This is a genomic window from Enterobacter chinensis (assembly GCF_034008295.1).
Lineage (GTDB): Bacteria > Pseudomonadota > Gammaproteobacteria > Enterobacterales > Enterobacteriaceae > Enterobacter > Enterobacter chinensis.
The window spans coordinates 69,197-91,566 of sequence record NZ_JARDVI010000004.1 but is presented as its reverse complement, the minus strand read 5'-3'; the positions used below and the strand labels follow the sequence as shown (position 1 = coordinate 91,566).

General features: G+C 55.0%; 19 protein-coding genes. 5 read left to right on the top strand and 14 right to left on the bottom strand.

The features are described 5' to 3' along the window. Positions 1 to 264: 264 nt before the first annotated feature. Positions 265 to 780, top strand: coding sequence for a DUF2778 domain-containing protein (locus PYW49_RS13140; protein WP_320386652.1), 516 nt, complete (start codon positions 265 to 267; stop codon positions 778 to 780). A gap of 251 nt (positions 781 to 1,031) precedes the next feature. Further along, positions 1,032 to 1,523 carry an Hcp family type VI secretion system effector gene (locus PYW49_RS13135; RefSeq protein WP_320386651.1) on the top strand — a complete coding sequence of 164 codons (492 nt, stop codon included), beginning with the start codon at positions 1,032 to 1,034 and terminating at the stop codon, positions 1,521 to 1,523. 88 nt (positions 1,524 to 1,611) lie between these two features. Here PYW49_RS13135 and guaA read toward each other — a convergent pair whose 3' ends face one another. Both guaA and guaB read right to left on the bottom strand, forming a co-directional pair. Then, positions 1,612 to 3,189 (bottom strand): glutamine-hydrolyzing GMP synthase, encoded by a 1,578-nt coding sequence (guaA, locus tag PYW49_RS13130; RefSeq protein ID WP_320386650.1) that lies wholly within the window; start codon positions 3,187 to 3,189, stop codon positions 1,612 to 1,614. Between the two features lie 67 nt (positions 3,190 to 3,256). Continuing rightward, positions 3,257 to 4,723 carry an IMP dehydrogenase gene (gene guaB, locus PYW49_RS13125; protein ID WP_010433923.1) on the bottom strand — a complete coding sequence of 489 codons (1,467 nt, stop codon included), beginning with the start codon at positions 4,721 to 4,723 and terminating at the stop codon, positions 3,257 to 3,259. Positions 4,724 to 4,882: 159 nt separating this feature from the next. On the opposite strand from guaB, the gene xseA reads away from it, so the two are divergent. The 3 genes from xseA to PYW49_RS13110 all read left to right on the top strand — a co-directional run bounded on the left by xseA (position 4,883) and on the right by PYW49_RS13110 (position 7,699). Continuing rightward, on the top strand, positions 4,883 to 6,256 hold the full coding sequence (gene xseA / locus PYW49_RS13120; RefSeq protein ID WP_320386649.1) for an exodeoxyribonuclease VII large subunit: 1,374 nt from the start codon (positions 4,883 to 4,885) through the stop codon (positions 6,254 to 6,256). Between the two features lie 72 nt (positions 6,257 to 6,328). Next, on the top strand, positions 6,329 to 7,348 hold the full coding sequence (locus PYW49_RS13115) for a M4 family metallopeptidase (protein WP_320386648.1): 1,020 nt from the start codon (positions 6,329 to 6,331) through the stop codon (positions 7,346 to 7,348). Continuing rightward, the gene (locus PYW49_RS13110) at positions 7,349 to 7,699 is read left to right on the top strand and encodes a protealysin inhibitor emfourin (RefSeq protein ID WP_025757698.1); all 351 of its coding nucleotides are present in this window, start codon (positions 7,349 to 7,351) and stop codon (positions 7,697 to 7,699) included. It abuts the gene before it with no gap. Here PYW49_RS13110 and PYW49_RS13105 read toward each other — a convergent pair. The 12 genes from PYW49_RS13105 to pbpC all read right to left on the bottom strand — a co-directional run bounded on the left by PYW49_RS13105 (position 7,696) and on the right by pbpC (position 22,370). After that, positions 7,696 to 7,917, bottom strand: coding sequence for a zinc ribbon domain-containing protein (locus PYW49_RS13105; RefSeq protein ID WP_025912814.1), 222 nt, complete (start codon positions 7,915 to 7,917; stop codon positions 7,696 to 7,698). The genes PYW49_RS13110 and PYW49_RS13105 overlap by 4 nt on opposite strands. A gap of 50 nt (positions 7,918 to 7,967) precedes the next feature. Next, positions 7,968 to 9,002 (bottom strand): Gfo/Idh/MocA family oxidoreductase, encoded by a 1,035-nt coding sequence (locus PYW49_RS13100; protein ID WP_320386647.1) that lies wholly within the window; start codon positions 9,000 to 9,002, stop codon positions 7,968 to 7,970. A gap of 59 nt (positions 9,003 to 9,061) precedes the next feature. Next, on the bottom strand, positions 9,062 to 10,606 hold the full coding sequence (locus PYW49_RS13095; protein ID WP_134347639.1) for a peptide MFS transporter: 1,545 nt from the start codon (positions 10,604 to 10,606) through the stop codon (positions 9,062 to 9,064). Between the two features lie 300 nt (positions 10,607 to 10,906). Next, entirely contained in the window at positions 10,907 to 12,379 is a 1,473-nt protein-coding gene (gene der, locus PYW49_RS13090; RefSeq protein ID WP_023308811.1) for a ribosome biogenesis GTPase Der, read from the bottom strand. 112 nt (positions 12,380 to 12,491) lie between these two features. Continuing rightward, positions 12,492 to 13,670 (bottom strand): outer membrane protein assembly factor BamB, encoded by a 1,179-nt coding sequence (gene bamB, locus PYW49_RS13085; RefSeq protein ID WP_134347638.1) that lies wholly within the window; start codon positions 13,668 to 13,670, stop codon positions 12,492 to 12,494. Positions 13,671 to 13,680: 10 nt separating this feature from the next. Beyond that, positions 13,681 to 14,301: a YfgM family protein gene (locus tag PYW49_RS13080; protein ID WP_134347637.1), complete on the bottom strand. Its 621-nt coding sequence runs from the start codon at positions 14,299 to 14,301 to the stop codon at positions 13,681 to 13,683. Between the two features lie 13 nt (positions 14,302 to 14,314). Beyond that, positions 14,315 to 15,589 carry a histidine--tRNA ligase gene (gene hisS / locus PYW49_RS13075; protein WP_047346752.1) on the bottom strand — a complete coding sequence of 425 codons (1,275 nt, stop codon included), beginning with the start codon at positions 15,587 to 15,589 and terminating at the stop codon, positions 14,315 to 14,317. Between the two features lie 80 nt (positions 15,590 to 15,669). After that, positions 15,670 to 16,788 carry a flavodoxin-dependent (E)-4-hydroxy-3-methylbut-2-enyl-diphosphate synthase gene (ispG, locus tag PYW49_RS13070; RefSeq protein WP_023337626.1) on the bottom strand — a complete coding sequence of 373 codons (1,119 nt, stop codon included), beginning with the start codon at positions 16,786 to 16,788 and terminating at the stop codon, positions 15,670 to 15,672. A 26-nt stretch (positions 16,789 to 16,814) separates the two neighbouring features. Continuing rightward, positions 16,815 to 17,828: a cytoskeleton protein RodZ gene (gene rodZ / locus PYW49_RS13065; protein WP_320386645.1), complete on the bottom strand. Its 1,014-nt coding sequence runs from the start codon at positions 17,826 to 17,828 to the stop codon at positions 16,815 to 16,817. A 293-nt stretch (positions 17,829 to 18,121) separates the two neighbouring features. Then, positions 18,122 to 19,288 carry a bifunctional tRNA (adenosine(37)-C2)-methyltransferase TrmG/ribosomal RNA large subunit methyltransferase RlmN gene (locus PYW49_RS13060; RefSeq protein WP_014171168.1) on the bottom strand — a complete coding sequence of 389 codons (1,167 nt, stop codon included), beginning with the start codon at positions 19,286 to 19,288 and terminating at the stop codon, positions 18,122 to 18,124. A gap of 169 nt (positions 19,289 to 19,457) precedes the next feature. Next, positions 19,458 to 19,889 carry a nucleoside-diphosphate kinase gene (gene ndk / locus PYW49_RS13055; protein ID WP_003860625.1) on the bottom strand — a complete coding sequence of 144 codons (432 nt, stop codon included), beginning with the start codon at positions 19,887 to 19,889 and terminating at the stop codon, positions 19,458 to 19,460. A 156-nt stretch (positions 19,890 to 20,045) separates the two neighbouring features. Continuing rightward, positions 20,046 to 22,370 carry a peptidoglycan glycosyltransferase PbpC gene (pbpC, locus tag PYW49_RS13050; RefSeq protein WP_320386644.1) on the bottom strand — a complete coding sequence of 775 codons (2,325 nt, stop codon included), beginning with the start codon at positions 22,368 to 22,370 and terminating at the stop codon, positions 20,046 to 20,048.

The following is a 22,370-nucleotide window of genomic DNA, read 5'->3' as shown; positions in this document are numbered from 1 at the left end:
ATGTTATCGTTATCTACAGTTCATGAGATCGTTTTTTTCCTACAGTAATTTAAATTTGCGCTGTTCATACATTCCGGACAGTAGATCTTAAAAAGACCTACTGTTTGGTGTAACCATTTTTTTGATAGAGATCTACTTCCTAAATCATCACGATCATTTTCAGCGTTAAAAAGTTTAAATGCGCACTTTTTGTATGGTTTGTTTTTGATGCATGCACTATTTGCAGATAAGATTAATAAGTATCTATACAAGAAAGAGTGATATATGACTTTACATGGAAAGTTTACAATAAATGATGCTGACTACTCACCACTTGCATTTGATGGAATAGGAGTCTTTATGGCTTTTTCTGGTAATGGTGCATACAGGAACAAAGGAGCATGTGGCATCATTCCAAACGTTGGACCGCTACCAAAAGGTAAATATTATATAGTTGACAGGCCCACGGGGAGTATGGCTAACAGGTTTAGAGCTTGGGGAGTCGATACATATAAAAGCATTTTTAGTTATCATGTTGATCATTCTGAATGGTTTGCTTTATTTCGTGATGATGGGAATGTAGATGATTCAACATTTTACGAAAGCGTAGCCAGAGGCGGATTTAGACTACATCCCGGTCAGGTTTCAGAAGGGTGTATAACTTTGCCAAGCCAATCAGATTACAATAGATTAAGAGGTGCACTATTAAGAACAAAGAAAGAAAAGATTAAAGGTCTTGATTTAGAATCCTATGGAACAATTGAGGTCATTATTGGTGGTTATCAGAAAACTTGCCCTTAGTTCCCTTAGAATGATTCTATTCATTGGGATATTCGCTATTGTGTCATGGTTAGATGTTGGTTATTTAACTGAACATCCATTAATAAGTAACGAAACAGCTATTAGAATTTCCTATTTTTTTAGCAACAACCCAACACCCGAAGATATTTACTATGGTTATGATTATACTTTAATTACATTTAATTTTCTTATCTCCCTCTTTTTGTACTTTGTAACAATGAAGTTAGTTAAATTAACAAGGAGTAAATAAAATGCCTATCCCTCCCTATCTGTGGCTTAAAGATGATGGCGGTGCAGATATCAAAGGTTCTGTAGATGTTCAGGATCGTGAAGGCTCTATCGAAGTAATCAGTATGGGTCATGGTGTTAATCTTCCCGTCGATACAGCCAATGGAAAAATCACCGGAATACGTCAACATTCATCTTTTAATTTTGAAAAAGAAGTTGATAGTTCCAGCCCCTATCTCTACAAAGCAGCTGCGACAGGACAAACATTAAAAAGCGCAGAAGTAAGGTTTTATCATATCAATGATGCTGGCCAGGAGGTGTGTTATTACACCGTATTAATGGAAAATGTAAAAATAACGGGTGTTAATTGTGGTGTGCCCAATGTTAAATTATCAGGTAATGATAAGTTAAATCATATGGAATCCGTCTCTATGCAATATGAAAAAATCACATGGCGTATTGTGGATGGTAATATCCAATTCTCTGATTCGTGGTACGAGAGGCCAACAGCATAAACCAGATACTAAAACAAAAAAGCCCGCAGTTACGCGGGCTTAGAGGTAGTTTACTGCTTTTACGTGCAGGCTGTTGCCAGACGTGAAATCATTCCCACTCAATCGTAGCCGGTGGCTTACCGCTGATGTCATACACCACGCGGGAAATACCGTTCACTTCATTGATAATGCGGTTAGACACGCGGCCTAAGAAGTCATACGGCAGGTGCGCCCAGTGCGCGGTCATGAAGTCGATGGTTTCCACCGCACGCAGGGAAACAACCCAGTCGTATTTACGGCCATCGCCCATGACGCCGACGGAGCGAACCGGCAGGAACACGGTGAACGCCTGGCTCACTTTGTTATACAGGTCAGCTTTGTGCAGCTCTTCGATGAAGATCGCGTCCGCGCGACGCAGCAGGTCGCAGTACTCTTTCTTCACTTCGCCCAGCACGCGCACGCCCAGACCCGGGCCCGGGAACGGGTGACGGTAGAGCATGTCGTACGGCAGACCCAGTTCCAGACCGATCTTACGTACTTCGTCTTTGAACAGCTCGCGCAGCGGTTCAACCAGGCCCATCTTCATCTCTTTCGGCAGGCCGCCCACGTTGTGGTGAGATTTGATGACGTGTGCTTTACCGGTTGCGGAAGCCGCAGATTCGATCACGTCTGGGTAGATGGTGCCCTGAGCCAGCCACTTCACGTCTTCCAGCTTCAGCGCTTCTTCGTCGAACACTTCCACGAACACGCGACCGATGATCTTACGTTTCGCTTCCGGATCGTTCTCGCCTTTCAGCGCGTCCAGGAAGCGCTGCTCGCCTTCCACGTGAATGATGTTCAGACCGAAGTGGTCGCCAAACATGTCCATGACCTGCTGGGCTTCGTTCAGACGCAGCAGACCGTTATCCACGAATACGCAGGTCAGGTTTTTGCCGATGGCGCGGTGCAGCAGCATCGCGGTCACGGAGGAGTCCACGCCGCCGGAGAGGCCGAGGATCACTTTGTCATCGCCAACCTGCTGGCGGATACGCTCAACGGCGTCGTCGATGATTTTTGCCGGGGTCCACAGGGCTTCACACTGGCAGATGTCACGCACGAAGCGCTCCAGCATGCGCATACCCTGACGGGTGTGGGTCACTTCCGGGTGGAACTGCACGCCGTAGAAGCGTTTTTCTTCGTTTGCCATGATGGCGAACGGGCAGCTTTCGGTGCTGGCAACGGTCACGAAGTCAGATGGGATAGCGGTAACTTTGTCACCGTGGCTCATCCACACGTCCAGCAGCGGTTTGCCTTCTGCGGTCAGGGAGTCTTCGATACCGCGCACCAGCGCGCTGTCGGTGACAACTTCTACCTGCGCATAGCCAAACTCGCGCTCGTTAGAGCCTTCTACGTGGCCGCCCAGCTGCATTGCCATGGTCTGCATACCGTAGCAAACGCCGAATACCGGCACGCCAGCTTCGAACACGTACTGCGGCGCGCGCGGGCTGTTCGCTTCGGTGGTGCTTTCCGGGCCGCCGGACAGGATGATGCCGCTTGGATTGAATTCGCGAATCTGTGCTTCCGTGACATCCCACGCCCACAGTTCACAGTAAACGCCCAGTTCACGTACGCGACGCGCCACCAGCTGAGTGTACTGCGAACCGAAGTCCAGGATGAGAATGCGATGTTTATGAATGTTTTCCGTCATTGACGCTAATTCCGAGGCAAGTGAAACAAAAACAGAGCGCCCGGCAGGAGCCGGGCGCGGAAACTTATCAGGAGCCCAGACGGTAGTTCGGGGACTCTTTGGTGATCGTCACGTCGTGAACGTGGCTTTCCTGGATACCCGCACCGCTGATACGTACGAATTCCGCTTTAGTACGCAGCAGGTCGATGGTACCACAGCCGGTCAGACCCATACAGGAACGCAGGCCGCCCATCTGCTGGTGAATGATCTCTTTCAGACGGCCTTTATACGCAACGCGACCTTCGATACCTTCCGGCACCAGTTTGTCTGCGGCGTTATCGGTCTGGAAGTAACGGTCAGAGGAACCTTTGGACATCGCGCCCAGGGAGCCCATACCGCGGTAAGATTTGTAAGAACGGCCCTGGAAGAGTTCAATCTCACCCGGGGATTCTTCAGTACCTGCCAGCATGGAGCCTACCATCACGGCAGCAGCGCCTGCGGCGATCGCTTTGGCAATGTCGCCAGAGAAGCGGATACCGCCGTCAGCGATAACCGGAATACCGGTACCTTCCAGCGCTTCAACGGCGTCAGATACGGCGGTGATCTGCGGAACGCCCACGCCGGTGACGATACGGGTAGTACAGATAGAGCCAGGACCGATACCCACTTTCACCGCGCTGCAGCCAGCGTCAGCCAGCGCGCGAGCGCCTGCGCCTGTTGCCACGTTACCGCCGATGATCTGCAGGTCAGGGTATTTGGCACGGGTGTCGCGAATACGTTGCAGAACGCCTTCGGAGTGGCCGTGCGAGGAGTCAATCAGCAGGACGTCAACGCCCGCAGCAACCAGCGCGTCAACGCGCTCTTCGTTACCGGCACCTGCGCCAACCGCAGCGCCGACGCGCAGACGGCCATGCTCGTCTTTACAGGCGTTAGGCTTACGTTCTGCTTTCTGGAAATCTTTAACGGTGATCATGCCGCGCAGGTGGAAGCTGCTGTCGACAACCAGCGCTTTTTCAACGCGTTTTTCGTGCATTTTTGCCAGCACTACGTCGCGGGTTTCGCCTTCGCGGACGGTAACCAGACGCTCTTTTGGCGTCATGTAGACGCTGACAGGCTGGTTCAGGTCAGTCACGAAACGCACGTCACGGCCGGTGATGATACCCACCAGTTCGTTCTCTTCGGTCACAACCGGGTAACCGGCGAAGCCGTTACGTTCGGTCAGGGCTTTCACTTCGTGCAGAGTGGTGGTTGGCAGAACGGTCTGTGGGTCAGACACGATGCCGGATTCATGTTTCTTCACGCGGCGAACTTCTTCCGCCTGACGTTCGATAGACATGTTTTTGTGAATAAAGCCAATGCCACCTTCCTGTGCCAGAGCGATAGCCAGGCGCGCTTCAGTCACGGTGTCCATTGCCGCGGAGAGCATAGGAATGTTCAGGCGAATGGTTTTCGTCAACTGCGTGCTGAGATCGGCAGTATTCGGCAGAACGGTGGAGTGAGCGGGAACGAGGAGGACGTCGTCAAACGTCAGTGCTTCTTTAGCGATACGTAGCATGGGCAATATCTCTGACCTGGGTGGTTAAATATTGCCGTGGCATTATACAGAGCGTAACCGATTGCATCTACACTTTTTTGAAAAAAATGCTTGCGATTGCCTCTCAGCAGGTTACTATCGACTGAATAACTTGCTGATTTAGAATTTGATCCCGCTCACATGTTATCCTCTCAATCCCCCTCAATTTATACCGTCAGCCGCCTGAATCAGACGGTGCGTTTGCTGCTTGAGCAGGAAATGGGGCAGGTCTGGATCAGCGGTGAAATCTCAAACTTCACGCAGCCGTCCTCCGGCCACTGGTACTTTACCTTAAAAGACGATACCGCCCAGGTGCGCTGCGCGATGTTCCGCAACAGCAACCGCCGCGTGACGTTTCGTCCTCAGCACGGCCAGCAGGTTCTGGTACGCGCCAATATCACCCTGTACGAGCCGCGCGGTGATTATCAAATTATCGTCGAGAGCATGCAGCCCGCGGGTGAAGGCCTGCTGCAGCAGAAGTATGAACAGTTAAAAGCCAGGCTCTCTGCCGAGGGGCTGTTCGAGCAGCAGTTTAAAAAACCGCTACCCTCTCCTGCCCACTGCGTTGGGGTGATTACCTCGAAAACCGGTGCGGCCCTGCACGATATTTTACACGTGCTCAAACGTCGCGACCCTTCCCTGCCCGTCATCATTTATCCGACCGCCGTTCAGGGCGACGATGCGCCGGGCCAGATTGTGCGCGCCATTGAACTGGCGAACGCCCGTCAGGAGTGCGACGTATTAATCGTTGGGCGCGGTGGCGGCTCGCTGGAAGACCTGTGGAGCTTTAACGACGAGCGCGTGGCGCGGGCAATCTTTGCAAGCCAAATCCCTGTTGTGAGCGCCGTCGGCCACGAAACGGACGTAACGATTGCGGATTTTGTCGCGGATCTACGCGCGCCTACGCCGTCTGCGGCGGCGGAAGTGGTGAGCCGCAACCAGCTGGAGCTGCTGCGTCAGCTTCAGAACGGCCAGCAGCGTCTTGAGATGGCGATGGACTACTTCCTCGCTAACCGTACGCGTCGCTTTACCCAGCTTCATCATCGCCTTCAGCAGCAGCACCCGCAGCTGCGTCTGGCGCGTCAACAAACCGTACTGGAGCGCCTGCGCCAGCGCATGAACATTGCGCTGGATAGTCAGCTTAAGCGCGCGGTCTCGCGCCAGCAGCGCGTGACGCAGCGCCTTAACCAGCAAAACCCGCAGCCGAAAATTTATCGCGCACAAACGCGGATTCAGCAGCTGGAGTATCGTCTGGCGGAGACTATCCGCGCGCGTCTGAGCACCACCCGCGAACGTTTTGGCAATGCGGTGACCCATCTTGAAGCGGTCAGCCCCCTCTCCACGCTGGCGCGCGGCTATAGCGTGACGACGGCGACGGACGGCAAAGTGCTCAAGCAAACCAAACAGGTGAACGCCGGCGATGTGCTGACGACCCGCCTGTCGGACGGCTGGGTAGAAAGCGAAGTGAAATCAATTAAACCGGCGAAAAAGCCGCGTCAGCGAAAAACCGGATAATTCTTCGTCGGTTAGAAACTATACTGCTGCTATTCCCTTTTATTCGGCCTTGCCAGAACTAAGGAGAGCAGCATGTCCCATCTTTACAGTGTCATTCCCCCTTATATTCTTCGTCGTATTATCGAAAGCGGTTCAGAGCCGCAGCAGCGCTGTGCCCGCCAGACCTTGACCCATGTCCAGACGCTGATGGCCCACATGCCCGGCAAACCCGCCGCGCCGCACGTGAGCAAAGCCGGACAGCTGGAGCGTGATATCTACGACGCGAAGCAGACCCAGGAGCTGCCCGGTACGCAGGTGCGTTATGAAGGCCAGCCGTCGAACGGCGATATAGCGGTGGATGAAGCCTACGATTATTTGGGTATCACCCATGATTTCTTCTGGAAAGCGTATCGGCGCGATTCGCTCGACAATAAGGGCCTGATTCTGACCGGCACCGTGCATTATGGCCGGGAATATCAGAACGCCTTCTGGAACGGCCAGCAGATGGTCTTTGGCGATGGGGACGGGGAAATCTTTAACCGCTTTACCATCGCCATTGACGTCGTGGGGCACGAGCTGAGCCACGGCGTCACCGAGACCGAAGCCGGGCTTATCTATTTTGAACAGTCGGGCGCGCTGAACGAGTCGCTGTCGGACGTATTTGGTTCGCTGGTCAAACAGTACCATCTGAAGCAAACCGCCGATAAAGCTGACTGGCTGATTGGCGAAGGGCTGCTGGCGAAAGGGATCAACGGCAAAGGGCTGCGCTCGATGTCTGAACCGGGCACTGCCTACAACGATCCGCTCCTCGGCAAAGACCCGCAGCCCGCGCACATGAAAGATTTCATTAAAACGCGCGAGGATAACGGCGGCGTGCACCTGAACTCCGGCATCCCCAACCGGGCATTTTATCTGGCGGCGACGGCGATCGGCGGCTATGCCTGGGAAAAAGCGGGTTATGCCTGGTACGACACGGTTTGCGATCGCAATCTGGCGCAGGATGCGGATTTTGAGGCCTTTGCAAAACTGACGATAGCGCACGGAGAGAAACGCTCCGGCAGCGACGTTGGGGCGGCCATAAAACAAGCCTGGGAACAGGTGGGAGTGCTGTAAATGCAGGTTCCGGAACTGACGGATGACGCCGTGGTTGAGCTGGCCCGTGAAGGCGGCGTCGCTTTTATTCCTAAGCTGAGCGGCCAGCGCACCATCGCGCTGTCCTCGCTCAATGAGGCCCAGCGCCAGCGGCTGGTAAGCATCCTTGAACAGGCCTTTCCGCGCGGCCAGCCGCCGGGACAGGCCTCGTCCCCCGGCAGCGGTGACCAGCGCTATTTCCGCATCCAGATTATCTGGACCGGGCAAAATCAGGCGCACTATACCGATATCATCGTGCTGGTACCGGAGCAGGAAGCGCCCGAGTCGCTGGTCGAGCTGTGGAAGAAAGGCGAAGGATGCGTGTGCGATTAACCTTCGGCCCGAACAAACTCCACGCGTTTTTTAGAGATAAGACCGTGGCCGTTCTGGCAGAAATAGTCCACCGCCCCGCAGGCTTTTAATACCTGGAGTGGCTGATGACACTCCGGGCAGCGGGCTTCAAGCGCAATATCCTTATTACAGCTCTCGCAGTGCGCTACCCCATTCTGAGGCTCGAGCGGTGCCTGGCAATCCGGGCAGGTAATCGTCATGGTGACTCCTTCAAGGCGTTGAGGTCTGCGCTAATTTTACCACGTCGCGTTCAGTGCGGGCCACGCAGCTGTTGCTGTAACGCCAGCAGCAGTTCTACTTCCGCTATTCTGCGGCGCGTCGTGCGGCTCACCTCTTGCGGATCCCGCTCAAAAAGGCTTTTGACGCCCAGAATCTGCTCTGCAAGGCAGTGCGCGTAGATCGTGCCGGGAATTGTCCAGCATTGACGCGTGTCGCCATCGTTCAGCTCCAGCACATCTTCAGCGCCGCGCCGGTCGTGGCTGATGATGCGCCCGTCGCGCAGGCAGAGGCGTAAGCCCTTTTGCCCGCCAGCCGGTCCCGCGTATTTATTAAGCCAGATATCCACCGGCACGCCGCTGATACGTCCCTGAAGGTGCGCCTCTCCTTCCGCCGTGTTCAGGTCGCCTTTTGTGATAGCGCGACCCAGACGGTCTTTTGCCGTGACGACCTGCAGGGTCATATCATCACTCCCGCCCAGATAACGCACCGTTTCACGCAGCATCGCCAGCACGTGCGTACCGATATCCAGAATTACGCCATCAGGGTGGCGAAGCGTTCGGGTATCCGGCTCGCCGGTGGCAAAGTTAAGCGCGATGGGTTCTCCTGCGGCGTTATATCCACTCGGCTCCTGCAAAAAACCGTCGATTTTGACGATGTCAGATATGCTGCCCACCAGCGACCGCTTCACCGTGTCGATACGCGCCATCCAGTGGTCGAGCGCCAGCACGCGGGGTGCAACACCGGGCATGGCCAGCAGCGCGTTGAGCTTTTCGATTTGAGAAAGCGTGGCGACAATCGGTTTTTCAACCACAATGCGTGGCACGGGCGAGGCAATGGCCTGCTCCAGCACCTCAAGGTGGTGCAGCGAAGCGGTGGTGATAAACAGGGTATCAAGCGGTGCGGCAAGAAGCTCCGCAAGCGACGCGCAGCGCGTGACGCCTTCAGGATGCTTTGTGGGAAGAACATCAAACCCGAAACAGCGAACCGGGTGACCAAAAAGGTTACGCAACGCGGGCAGATACGCGGTTTCCACTACCGCACCCAGACCTACAAATCCTAACTGCATAGTTTCACCTCAGGAAATACAGTGCCGGGGCATAACACCTGCCCCGGCACGCTGAGGTGTTATGAGGCGTTAGCAGCCGGCTTAGTTTGCGCATTTTCCAGCATGCGGCGCACCGGAACAATGAGGACGATCAGTACCGCGGCACAAATCAGCAGCGCGATGGAGCAGCGCGCAAAGAGATCCGGCAGCATATCCAGCTGGTCGGCCTTCACGTGGCCGCCAATCAGGCCCGCCGCCAGGTTACCCAGCGCACTCGCACAGAACCACAGCCCCATCATCTGACCGCGCATTCTCTCCGGCGCCAGCAGCGTCATGGTCGCCAGACCAATCGGGCTCAGGCACAGCTCACCCAGCGTCAGCATCAGAATGCTGCCCACCAGCCAGAACGGCGACACGCCCGCACCACCGTTGCTCAGCACGTTCTGTGCCGCCAGCATCATCAGACCAAAGCCCGCCGCAGCACACAGAATACCGATAACAAACTTGGTGATGCTGCTCGGACGAATGTTTTTGCTCGCAAGCTTCGGCCATGCCCAGCTAAACACCGGTGCCAGCAGGATGATGAACAGGGCGTTGATCGACTGGAACCACACCGCCGGAATTTCGAAATCACCGATCGTGCGGTTAGTGTAGTCGTTGGCAAACAGGTTGAACGAGGTGGGCTTCTGCTCAAACGCGGACCAGAAGAACGCCGCCGAGATCAGCAGAATAAAGCAGACCAGCAGCCTGGCACGCTCTTTACGGTTCAGGCCCGCAAAAACAAACAGATAAATAAAGTAGAGGGCAACGGATGCCGCAATCACGTAGACCAGCACGCTGGCTACCGCGACCGGGTTAATGACAATCACGCCCTGCGCAATCAGCGTCACGATCGTTGCCACGCCTGCCGCCAGCGCCAGCAGCCAGACGCCCACGCCGTTACGTTTCACGATCGGGCTGTTCCAGGTGGAGTCCAGGCCGACTTCACCGTCATAGCGTTTCATCGCCGGAACCGCAAACACGCGGAAGATAATCAGCGCCACCAGCATCCCGATACCGCCAATACCAAAGCCCCAGTGCCAGCCGTGGGTTTTAATCAGCCAGCCGGAAATCAGCGGAGCGATGAACGAGCCCATGTTGATGCCCATGTAGAACAGCGAGAAACCGCCGTCGCGACGCGCATCGCCTTTTTTATACAAGGTGCCGACCATGACCGAAATACAGGTTTTGAACAGCCCGGAGCCGAGCACGATGAACATGAGGCCGATAAAGAACAGGTTGTTCCCCATCACCGCAGAGAGCGCAATCGACAGGTGACCGAGCGCAATCAGTATTGAACCGTACCAGACGGCTCTCTGCTGGCCGAGCCAGTTATCGGCCAGCCAGCCACCCGGCAGTGCGGCCAGGTACATGGTACCGGCAAAGATACCGACAATCGCCGAGGCGTTTTCACGCGCCAGGCCCATCCCGCCGTCATAGACGGTGGCGGCCATAAACAGGATCAGTAACGGGCGAATGCCGTAAAACGAGAAACGCTCCCACATCTCGGTGAAGAACAGTGAACCGAGTGGATACGGATGGCCGAAGAACGTTCGGCTCTCTTTTTGATTAACAGAGGATTGCATAATTCTCCCGAAAGGTATGTCGTCGTGCTTGTAAACACCAGCAAGTACGCCGGCCAGATACGTAACTGGCCGATTTTTTACTTGCGGCGAAAAGTTAGTTAACCATTTGATAACCAGGCGCTAGTTTTGTCTAGTACCGCACCCTGGACTTTAAGATGAAAATTCGACGATTGTCTACTTTCTTAGATTTAAACATGGTTAAAAGTGAATAGTGATTGACTTCACACAGAGAAAACCGGCGGTATGATTGGGCAAAAAAAAGCCCGCGATATACGCGGGCCTTCGTAAGTTCGGCAAAGATTATTTGCTTTTCTTAATGTGCTTAATCAAGCGCTTACGCTTACGCATTTGGTTTGGTGTCAGGGTGTTGCGCTTGTTAGCGAACGGGTTTTCCCCTTCCTTGAACTGGATACGGATAGGCGTGCCCATCACGTCCAGCGATTTACGGAAGTAGTTCATCAGATAGCGCTTGTAGGAATCCGGCAGGTCTTTCACCTGGTTGCCGTGAATCACCACGATTGGCGGGTTATAACCACCGGCGTGGGCATATTTCAGCTTCACGCGACGGCCGCGCACCAGCGGCGGCTGATGGTCTTCCGCAGCCATATTCATGATACGGGTCAGCATGGCGGTGCTCTGACGACGGGTGGAGCTGTCATACGCTTCACGCACGGATTCGAACAGGTTGCCGACACCGCTGCCGTGCAGCGCAGAGATAAAGTGCACGCGAGCAAAGTCGATAAAGCCCAGACGGAAGTCGAGGGTCTCTTTCACCTGCTCACGCACTTCATTGCTCAGGCCATCCCATTTGTTGACCACGATAACCAGTGAGCGCCCACTATTGAGGATAAAGCCGAGCAGAGAGAGGTCCTGATCGGAAATGCCTTCACGCGCATCAATAACCAGCAGCACCACGTTGGCATCTTCAATTGCCTGCAGGGTTTTGATAACGGAGAATTTTTCCACCACATCGGTGATTTTCCCGCGCTTACGTACCCCGGCGGTGTCGATGAGGACATACTCACGCTCATCGCGCTGCATTGGGATGTAGATGCTGTCACGGGTGGTGCCCGGCATGTCGTAAACGACCACGCGCTCTTCACCCAGAATACGGTTAGTAAGTGTAGACTTACCTACGTTTGGACGACCCACGATAGCCAGCTTGATCGGCAGATCCTGCGGGTTGAAGTCGTCTTCAGGCTCTTCTTCGCCCTCTTCTCCGTCTTCGAACTGCGCCCAGTATTCAGCGTCTTCGTCTACTTCTTCTGGCGGGTTAACTTCGTCAACCCACGGCAGCAGAACGGTTTCCAGCAGGCTGGTTACGCCGCGGCCGTGCGATGCCGCAATCGGGTAGATTTCACCCAGGCCTAAAGACCAGAAGTCCGCAACGGCCTGATCGGCATCGATACCGTCAGTTTTGTTCGCCACCAGGAAGGTCGGTTTTTCACGCGAACGCAGGTGTTTAGCGATAGCGGAGTCCGCCGGCATCAGGCCAGCGCGCGCATCAACCATGAACAACACCACGTCGGCTTCTTCAATCGCCAGCAGCGACTGTTCCGCCATGCGGGTTTCAACACCATCTTCCGTGCCGTCAATACCACCGGTATCAATACAGATGAACTCGCGTCCTTCTACTTCTGCACGACCGTACTTACGGTCACGCGTCAGCCCCGGGAAATCCGCAACCAGCGCATCACGGGTGCGTGTTAAACGGTTAAAAAGAGTGGATTTTCCAACGTTAGGGCGCCCGACAAGCGCGACCACAGGTACCATGTTTGAAGCCTCATAAAATTCAAAATAACGTCGCTTTTGCGGCGTTTTTAAAAATGTCAAAACGGCTCCTGAGTGAACAGGAGCCGTTTAGTATACTACAACCGCCGGGTAATTAACGCGTGATCGCGTACAGCGTGCCGTCTTTTGCCTGAATCAGCAGTTTGCCGTCGGCCACAACCGGGTCGGTCAGGAAACCGGAGCTGTCGACTTTTTGCTGTGCAACAAAGCGGCCGTTATCCGGATCGATCCAGTGCATATACCCTTCGCTGTCACCAACTACCAGGCTACCGTTGTATAGCGCTGGCGAGGTCAGCAGACGGTGCAGCAGATCGCTTTGCGTCCACAGCGTCACGCCGCCTTCAGTGCTCAGCGCCAGTAGACGATCGTTCTGGTCAACCATATAGATGCGGTTACCCTCAACGATGAAATCATTCACAGAGCCCAGCTCACGTTTCCACATGATCTGGCCGCTGCGCAGATCCAGCGCGGTCAGGTTGCCGTTATAGGCCAGCGTGTAAACCACACCGTTAACGATAACCGGCGTTGTGTCCACGTCGCTCAGACGGTCAATCTCTGTAGAGCCAGTGGCCTGGGAGATACGCTGCTGCCAGATCATCTGGCCCTGCTGCATCAGCACTGCACTCACGCGACCGTTGTCACCGCCCACAATAGCGGCACCAAATGCGGTAGCCGGCGCGGATTCACCGCGCAGAGAGAGCGCAGGCATATCCAGGTTAACGGTCCATTTCACCAGACCGTCCGCTTCGTTCAGCGCCTGCAGCTGGCCGTTGCTGGTATGGATCAGCACCAGGCCGTCGCTCACCACCGGACGAGACAGGGATTCACCCGCCACGGTCGTTTGCCAGGCAATGGAACCGTCGCTGCTGTTCAGCGCATAAACCTGTGCTTTTTCGCTACCCACGTAAACGTGGCCGCCGGCAACGGTCAGGCCGCCAGAAAGCAGTGCAGGTTTACGGGAGAACCAGCCGTCTTTTTCCGCCAGGTTAACAGACCACACTTCTTTTCCGTCATCGGCGTTCACCGCTTTCACGGTACCTTTGCGGTCAGCCGCATAGATTACGCTGTCGGCAAAGGCCGGATGAAGGTTGGAATAGAAATCACCAATCCCATCGCCCACGGAGGTGCTCCATGCGGTGGAGGGAGTAAACTGGTTTTCAACCGTCGGCAGTGGGGACATTTTTACAACGTCTTCTTCGCCACTGAACAGTGAACAACCACTCAATAACGTAACAGAAAGCAGTCCTGGCAGAAGTAATTTACGCAATTGCATCGGGTCCCTCTCAGACGGACAAATTATTTATTTTCATCTGCATCATTTCGCTCAGCGCAGGTGACGCTTTGCTCTCTACGCCAGCTTGCCACGCTTTACGCGCGCCCGCTTTGTCACCTTTGCTCAGCAGTGCTTCACCGCGCAAATCGGCAACGATGGCAGCAAAACCTTCGCCTTTGATGGTATCGAGCGTTTTCAGCGCATCGTCAGCTTTTTTCTGCTGAACCTGAATACGAGCCAGGCGCAGATTGATCACCGCTTTCAGGTTTTCATCGCTGGCCGCAGCAAGGCCTTGAGACAGCAGGGCTACGGCTTTATCCAGTTCGTTTTTATCAACGTACTGTTGAGCCACTTCCAGCGCAGCCAGTGCACCGTAGGTGTTTTTGTTGTCAGCTGCAAATTTTTCTGCCGCAGTCAGCGTTTGTGGCTGATCGGCATGAATTGCGCTAATGGTATTTTCATAGGACAGGGACGCGCCGCGCGCGGAATCCGCCTGATGACTGTTCCAGTAACGCCAGCCCAACAGCGCACCAATACCTAAAATAACCCCAACAACCAGCGCTTTGCCGTTTTCGACAAAGAAGCGCTTAATCGCGTCGACCTGATCGTGTTCGTTCTCGTAAATTTCCACGCAGTCCTTCTCCTTAGCCCAATAGAGTGCGCAAGTGCGCCGCAACGCCGTCCTGCGTTACCGTTGTCTGCTCACCAGAGCGCAGGTCCTTGACCACCACTTCGCCGTTAGCCACTTCGGACTCACCCAGCACCAGTGCAATACTTGCGCCCCACTTATCGGCACGAGCAAACTGTTTTTTGAAGTTGCCGCCGCCATGGTTGGTCATCAGCTTCACCTCCGGCAGCGCATCGCGCACGCGTTCGGCAAGCTGCATCGCCGCAGACTGCGTTTCCGCGCCTGAGGCCACCAGGTATATATCGACAACGGAATCTGCTTTAAATTCCGGATTAACTGCCTGAACCAGCAAAACAAGTCGCTCAAGACCCATCGCGAAGCCAACAGCAGGTGCTGCACGACCGCCAAGCTGCTCAACCAGACCGTCATAACGGCCGCCCGCACACACGGTGCCCTGAGAACCGAGGCTGGTGGTCACCCACTCAAACACGGTACGGTTGTAGTAATCCAGACCGCGCACCAGACGCTGGTTCACGGTGTAAGCGATGCCAGCCGCTTCAAGCAGTTTGCAGAGACCCGCGAAGTGTTCGCGAGATTCTTCGTCCAGGTAGTCACCCAGCGCAGGCGCATCGTTCAACAGAGCCTGAACATCTGGATTTTTGGAATCCAGAACGCGCAGCGGGTTACTGTACATGCGACGTTTGCAGTCTTCGTCCAGCTTCTCTTTATGCTGTTCCAGGAACGCCACCAGCGCATCGCGGTAGTTAGCGCGTGCTTCCAGAGAACCGATAGAGTTCAGCTCGAGGGAAACGTGATCGGCGATACCGAGCGCGCGCCACCAGCGGGCCGTCAGCATAATGAGTTCAGCGTCGATGTCCGGACCCTGCAGCCCAAAGACTTCCACACCCAGCTGATTGAACTGGCGATAACGACCTTTCTGAGGACGTTCGTGGCGGAACATCGGGCCGATATACCACAGGCGCTGCTCCTGATTGTACAGAAGACCATGTTCGATGCCGGCGCGTACGCAGCCCGCCGTACCTTCCGGACGCAGGGTCAGGCTGTCGCCGTTGCGGTCCTCAAAGGTGTACATCTCTTTTTCAACCACGTCGGTGACTTCACCGATCGCGCGTTTGAATAACGGGGTCTGCTCTACAATCGGCAAACGGATTTCGCTGTAACCGTAGCTGCCGAGCACCTGCTTCAGTGTGCCTTCAATGCGCTGCCAGATGGCGGTTTCGCCAGGCAGATAATCGTTCATGCCGCGGATGGCTTGAATGTTTTTTGCCACGTTTATTCTCTTTCTATATACAAAAAAAACCCAAAGAATGGGTTCAATCATACATGGGAAGCTCGCGGCTTCCCATCACGTTATTTTTCAACCTGCTGAACGCTGATACGCTGTGTCTCGTCCATCATGGCGGCTTTGGCACGGATGCGGGCTTCAAGCTGGTCGATCATGTCGCTATTATCCAGACGATCTTTACGAACGCCATCTTCATAGAGACCACTTTTCTTGTTACCGCCGGTGACACCCAGGGTTGACACCAGCGCTTCACCCGGGCCATTCACCACACAACCGATGATGGAGACGTCCATCGGGGTGATAATGTCTTCCAGACGTTGCTCCAGGGCATTCACCGTACCGATCACATCGAACTCCTGACGTGAACAGGTTGGGCAGGCAATGAAGTTGATCCCACGCGCACGAATACGCAGTGATTTCAGGATATCGAAACCGACTTTGATCTCTTCAACCGGATCGGCCGCCAGCGAGACGCGCAGGGTGTCACCGATCCCTTCAGAGAGCAGCAGCCCCAGACCGATCGCAGATTTTACGGAACCGCTGCGCAGGCCGCCCGCTTCGGTGATGCCGAGGTGCAGAGGCTGGTCGATCTGTTTTGCCAGCAGGCGGTAAGATTCCACCGCAAGGAAAACGTCGGACGCTTTTACGCTGACTTTGAACTGATCGAAGTTGAGACGATCGAGATGATCAACGTGGCGCATCGCGGATTCAAGCAGCGCCTGCGGCGTAGGTTCACCGTATTTTTCCTGCAGATCTTTTTCCAGGGAACCGGCGTTGACGCCGATGCGGATAGGAATATTTTTATCGCGGGCGCAGTCCACTACCATGCGGATACGCTCTTCGTTACCGATGTTACCCGGGTTAATGCGCAGGCAGTCGACGCCGTATTCAGCCACTTTCAGTGCGATGCGGTAGTCGAAGTGGATATCCGCGACCAGGGGAACGCTGACCTGCTGTTTGATCAGTTTGAACGCCTCAGCGGCGTCCATGGTAGGGACGGAGACGCGAACGATGTCCGCGCCTACTCGCTCTAATGCTTTGATTTGATTGACCGTCGCTTCCACATCCGTGGTGCGCGTGTTGGTCATCGACTGAACGGCGATAGGTGCCCCATCGCCGACTGGCACATTCCCAACGTAAATCCGTTTCGATTTTCTACGTTGAATCGGAGCCTGGTTATGCATGAAAAATCTCCCGCGTTGCCCGTCTGTTACTGTGCTGCTGATTGTTCGGCATTAACGGTAAGACGTGCAACCTGGTTAGTTCTGATAAAGCGGCTCAGGTCGACAGGTTTTCCTTGATACTGGATCTGTACCGCTGCCGGAGCGCCGATTTTAAGTTTATAAGGAGCCTGGCCGGTTAGGTTTAACGTGCCATCTTTACGCTGCAGACCGCTGAACAGTTTTTTACCTGTCGCGTCAGTGACTTCCAGCCAGCAATCGGCGCTGAAGTTCATTACCAGTGCGTTTGGATCGGCTGCGGTGGCAGTACCCGCCGGGCTGGTTGGCAGAGATGCTGCAGTATTGTCTGCAGTCTGCGTAGCCGCAGGCGCGCTCGCCGCAGTATCCACATTTGCCTGAGAGGGAGAAACCACTGCGTTTTGATCCTGAGCCTGCGGCGCAGCGGTGTTAGCCGTTGCTGCCGGAGCCTGCGTAGGGCTGGTCGCCGGAGCCCCTGTCGCTGCAGTCTGTGGCTCGCTGGAGGTGGCCGCACCGTCGGTATTCAACGGCACGCTCTGGGCGTTATCGCTTCCGGCCTGGTTAAGTTCGGCGGAGGATTGATCGGCCATCGTGGTGATCTCTTCCTGCTGCGCCTTGTGGTTTTGCCACCACCATGCACCGGTCAGACCGATCACCACAAACAGCACCAGCCAGGTAAAGCTCATCAGCCAGCCATCACGTTTTTTACGACGTTTTCCCAGGGAGAAGGTCTGCATCGGCGCAACTTTTGCTGCACGGACCGGGGCCTGCTTCTCCATCATTGGCAGTAATTCGTTTTCGGGGATGTGCACCAGTTTTGCGTAAGAGCGGATATAACCGCGCAGGAAAGTTGAAGCCAGATCGGCGGGTGCCTTATCTTCTTCAATATCGCGAACCGTGGAAACCTTCAGGCACAAGCGTTCCGCAACGGCTTGCTGGCTGAGTCCGAGTTGTTCACGGGCGTTGCGAAGACGAACGCCAGTGGAGAGTGCTTCATTTTGGTCGTGAGTGGCTTCAGTATTCATTCGCTACAACTACTGGTACGTGAAAAATAAGGGTTCAGGTGCCGGTGAGTCACAATGCCACCCGCACCGCGAAACTTCTGGTCAGTTAACCTTGAACAGACAGTATAAGACTGTCAGCCCGGAGATGACAGTACAGCCCTGCCCGTACGGCTAAACTGTTGTTACGTCGTTACATACTGCCCGAAAGTCGGATGAAACGCACCGTAATTATTGATCAGTCATCACGAATGTGACTGGTTATTCAGTAAGATTATGCTTCACGGCGCAGATAATGCGCCGTGAGTGCATAATAATCAAACAGCTTTAACCGCGATTGTCTCGCCCTGCATGCGTTTACGCAGGGTACGCTTCGTACGGTCAATCACATCACCTGCCAGCTGTCCGCATGCGGCATCAATGTCATCACCACGGGTTTTACGCACGATGGTGGTGAAACCATACTCCATCAGCACCTTGGAGAAGCGATCGATACGGCTGTTCGAGCTACGGCCATACGGCGCGCCCGGGAACGGGTTCCATGGAATCAGGTTGATTTTGCATGGTGTATCTTTCAGCAACTCAGCCAGCTGATGCGCATGTTCGGTACCGTCGTTGACGTGATCAAGCATCACGTATTCGATGGTTACGCGGCCCTGGTTAGCGTTGGATTTTTCCAGATAGCGACGCACGGCAGCGAGGAAGGTTTCGATATTGTACTTTTTGTTGATCGGTACAATTTCGTCACGAATTTCATCGTTTGGCGCGTGCAGGGAGATCGCCAGCGCAACGTCAATCATATCGCCGAGCTTGTCCAGCGCAGGCACAACGCCTGAGGTAGAGAGCGTCACACGGCGCTTGGACAGACCAAAACCGAAGTCATCCAGCATGATTTCCATCGCCGGAACAACGTTGGTCAGATTCAGCAGTGGCTCACCCATTCCCATCATTACCACGTTGGTGATGGGACGCGTACCGGTCACTTTTGCCGCACCCACGATTTTCGCGGCACGCCAGACCTGGCCGATAATTTCTGATACGCGCAGGTTACGGTTAAAGCCTTGCTGCGCAGTTGAACAGAATTTGCACTCCAGCGCACAGCCCACCTGAGAAGAGACGCAGAGCGTGGCACGGTCTTCTTCCGGGATGTAGACGGTTTCAACGCGCTGATCGCCGACCGCAATCGCCCATTTGATGGTGCCATCGGCCGAGCGCTGCTCTTCCACCACTTCCGGTGCGCGGATTTCAGCTACTTCTTTGAGCTTATTGCGCAGGACCTTGTTGATGTCAGTCATGTCATCAAAATTGTCGCTGCAGTAATGGTACATCCACTTCATGACCTGATCGGCACGAAACGGCTTTTCGCCCATCTCTTTAAAGAACTCGCGCATCTGCTGACGGTTCAGATCCAGCAGGTTGATTTTTCCATTTTTATTGGGAACCGCAGGAATGGCGACTTCGGAGGTATTCACTAATTCAGACATAATTTTTTCCGGCCTCGTTGTTACACGTTATGGCCCATGGAGGGTTGAATAGAAACGCCCCGGAAAGCGGTCTGCTCGTCCGGGGCGTTGCATTGTACAAAGTCTGGCGCAGGGATGCCACGTCTGGACGCGGCATTTACGAAAATAATGTGTAAACGAAACCGTTAGATTAACGGGTACGTGGACACACTTCGCCTTCAGCGAAGAAGAAAGCGATTTCGCGTGCAGCAGATTCAACAGAGTCAGAACCGTGAGTCCCGTTCTCGGTGAAGCTGTCAGCGTAGTCAGCGCGCAGAGTACCTGCCAGCGCGTTATCCGGGTTGGTGGCACCCAGCAGGTCACGGTGACGCTGTACTGCGTTTTCGCCTTCCAGTACGGATACAACGATTGGACCGGAGGTCATGAACTCAACCAGGCCGTCAAAGAATGGGCGACCTTCGTGCTCAGCGTAGAAACCACGAGCCTGCTCAACGGTCAGGTGCAGCATTTTGGTGCCAACAATTTTGAACCCTGCTGATTCAAAGCGAGCGAAGATGCTGCCAATAACGTTTTTTGCCACCGCGTTTGGTTTGATGATGGAAAAAGTACGTTCAATAGCCATGATAACCTCTGTCAATGTTCTGTTGTTTTGCATACCTGAGTATGGTGTGGCGCGGATTATAATGAGCAATAGCGCCATTGCCTATGGATTCGGGTAACATTTTTTTAAAATAAGACGAGTTTTAGCAACAGCTCACATCTGAATGCTGTTTTAAGGTCACTGCAACGTAAAATTCACCGTCGCAACCTGCCCGGTCTCATCCATAACGAGTAACTGATAATCGCCCGATTTATCAAGCTGTAATGTGTAAACTCTTCCTTTCACGTCCAGAGGCTCTCCGTTCAAAAACCACCAGCGCTCACCGCTATTGCCTGTCGCCTGAAGCGGCAGCGAAACGCGGGATTCCCCCGGCAGACGTTTAATGACGGCCCCTTCGCGCACGCCGGTCAGGATGAGTGGCGCAGGTGCGTCCTGCGAGAGCGGAGGACAGCTTGATGATGAAGGCGGGACCCGTACCGCACGACGCTCATTGGCAGGCAGCCACGGCTCCAGCGGCAGCGGCCAGACATCAAGGATCTTTTCAGTTGCATCGGGGCAATCTGCTGCCACACGTTTGCCCGTTTTATCCAGCCAGACCGGGAAACGAATGCCGCGAATGCCTTCCTGTTCGGGCAACAGCAGCGTGGGCGGTTCACTCCCTTCAAGCAGCCAGGTTGACAGACGGCGTCGGCAGTTTTCACTGCCTTCCGGCAGCGACTGGCCGCCAGGCCAGCAGATCACGCCCCGCCCGACGCTTGCCGGACGCGGATCGCGCGGCAGGCGGGCTTCGTCTACCGTTGAGCGTGACTGAAGCAGGTTATTGACCTGGTTTAATAGCGGAACCGCACTGGCAAAACCAAACTGCCCCGCAACGGGAGTGCCGTCCGGTCTTCCGGTCCAGATGCCTATCACGTAGCGGGCATTCAGACCGATGGCCCAGGCATCACGGTAGCCGTAGCTGGTGCCGGTTTTCCACGCCAGCGGCGCGATTTGCGGTAACGCATTATCCGGCAGCGGCTGCGCCTCATTCGCCAGAATTCGGCGAATAATCCACGCCGAGCCTTGTGACAACAGCGGACGTTCAGTCAGCGGATCACCCGGCTGTAACCGCAGCCTTCCCGCTTTACCGTGTCGGGCAAAGGCGCTGTAGGCCGCGGCGATATCGGCCAGCCGCGCGCCTGCACCGCCGAGGATCAGGGAGAGATTCGGCTGAGCCCCCGCAGGCAGGATCAGCGGCAGGCCTGCGTTACTCAGCATCCCGGCAAAACGTTTTGGTCCGTAGGCTTCCAGCACTTGTACGGCTGGCAGGTTGAGGGAGCGTACCAGCGCTTCACTCATGCTGACCGGTCCATGGAACCCGCTGTCAAAATTCCCCGGCCGATAATCACCGGTTTTTCTTGGAACATCCTGCAGCAACGAGGCGGGATGGATCAGGCCATCGTCGAGCGCCATGCCATAGATAAACGGTTTCAGCACCGATCCCGGCGATCGGATCGCATTGACCATATCGACATGGCTAAAACGCGCGTCATCGTTAATATCCACCGATCCAACCCAGCCGCGTACTTTCATATCGGTATGATCCACGACGATCATCGCCAGCGAGCTGCGTGCGGGCAGACGGGATTTCCAGTTCATTGCCAGCTCTTCCAGCTGCCGCTGCAGCCCGGCATCGAGCGTAGTGACAATTTTAGTGTCGCGACTTTTACTGAGCATCATGCGTGCAAAGAGCGGTGCCAGTTGCGGCATCTGTCGGGGCGCCAGCCATACCGATTCTTCGCGGGATTCGTTGACCTGCTTTGCAGACCAGACCCCTTGCGTCTCCATACGATCGAGTACTTTATTGCGCGCCGCTTCGGCCCGTTCAGGCCAGCGGTCCGGACGTAAGCGGCTGGGTGCCTGTGGCAGTACCGCCAGCAGCGCCGCTTCGGAATAGCTGAGCTGCGACGGCGGTTTACCGAGATAGGTCCAGCTTGCAGCTCCGACGCCCTGCAGCGTGCCGCCAAAGGGGGCACGGTTGAGATAGAGCGTCAGAATCTCGCGTTTAGAAAGATGCCACTCCAGCTGCATCGCCCGCCAGAGCTGACGAATTTTGCCACCAAAGGTGCGCGGATGCGGGTCCAGCAGGCGCGCCACCTGCATGGTAAGCGTACTCCCGCCAGAGACGACCTTCCCGGAACTGAGATCCTGCCAGGCGGCGCGCAGGACAGAGAGCGGGTTTACGCCGGGATGATCCCAGAACCAGCGATCTTCGTACTGGATCAGCGCCTCAAGATAGCGGGGAGAGACCTCTTCAATCGTAACCGGATAACGCCAGATCCCGTCGTTGTCGGCAAAACGCCAGAGCGGCGTGCCCTTCTCATCCACCACCACCCGCGCGGGGTTAACCTCTTTCAGAGGCAACGGCCACAGGCGGTCGGCGATGACAATAAGCCCCCATAAAATGAGAAGCGCTCCCGCCAGCCATAGCCAGCGGGAGCGTGTCAGACGTGCCATTCGCAT

Excerpts from the sequence above, each read along its gene's own strand:
- PYW49_RS13100 (WP_320386647.1), bottom strand. The coding sequence starts at position 9,002 with ATGCAGTTAGGATTTGTAGGTCTGGGTGCGGTAGTGGAAACCGCGTAT.
- PYW49_RS13060 (WP_014171168.1), bottom strand. The coding sequence starts at position 19,288 with ATGTCTGAATTAGTGAATACCTCCGAAGTCGCCATTCCTGCGGTTCCC.
- PYW49_RS13105 (WP_025912814.1), bottom strand. The coding sequence starts at position 7,917 with ATGACGATTACCTGCCCGGATTGCCAGGCACCGCTCGAGCCTCAGAAT.
- der (WP_023308811.1), bottom strand. The coding sequence starts at position 12,379 with ATGGTACCTGTGGTCGCGCTTGTCGGGCGCCCTAACGTTGGAAAATCC.
- bamB (WP_134347638.1), bottom strand. The coding sequence starts at position 13,670 with ATGCAATTGCGTAAATTACTTCTGCCAGGACTGCTTTCTGTTACGTTA.
- ispG (WP_023337626.1), bottom strand. The coding sequence starts at position 16,788 with ATGCATAACCAGGCTCCGATTCAACGTAGAAAATCGAAACGGATTTAC.
- xseA (WP_320386649.1), top strand. The coding sequence starts at position 4,883 with ATGTTATCCTCTCAATCCCCCTCAATTTATACCGTCAGCCGCCTGAAT.
- ndk (WP_003860625.1), bottom strand. The coding sequence starts at position 19,889 with ATGGCTATTGAACGTACTTTTTCCATCATCAAACCAAACGCGGTGGCA.
- pbpC (WP_320386644.1), bottom strand. The coding sequence starts at position 22,370 with ATGCGAATGGCACGTCTGACACGCTCCCGCTGGCTATGGCTGGCGGGA.
- PYW49_RS13095 (WP_134347639.1), bottom strand. The coding sequence starts at position 10,606 with ATGCAATCCTCTGTTAATCAAAAAGAGAGCCGAACGTTCTTCGGCCAT.
- rodZ (WP_320386645.1), bottom strand. The coding sequence starts at position 17,828 with ATGAATACTGAAGCCACTCACGACCAAAATGAAGCACTCTCCACTGGC.
- PYW49_RS13115 (WP_320386648.1), top strand. The coding sequence starts at position 6,329 with ATGTCCCATCTTTACAGTGTCATTCCCCCTTATATTCTTCGTCGTATT.
- PYW49_RS13135 (WP_320386651.1), top strand. The coding sequence starts at position 1,032 with ATGCCTATCCCTCCCTATCTGTGGCTTAAAGATGATGGCGGTGCAGAT.
- guaB (WP_010433923.1), bottom strand. The coding sequence starts at position 4,723 with ATGCTACGTATCGCTAAAGAAGCACTGACGTTTGACGACGTCCTCCTC.
- PYW49_RS13140 (WP_320386652.1), top strand. The coding sequence starts at position 265 with ATGACTTTACATGGAAAGTTTACAATAAATGATGCTGACTACTCACCA.
- PYW49_RS13110 (WP_025757698.1), top strand. The coding sequence starts at position 7,349 with ATGCAGGTTCCGGAACTGACGGATGACGCCGTGGTTGAGCTGGCCCGT.
- guaA (WP_320386650.1), bottom strand. The coding sequence starts at position 3,189 with ATGACGGAAAACATTCATAAACATCGCATTCTCATCCTGGACTTCGGT.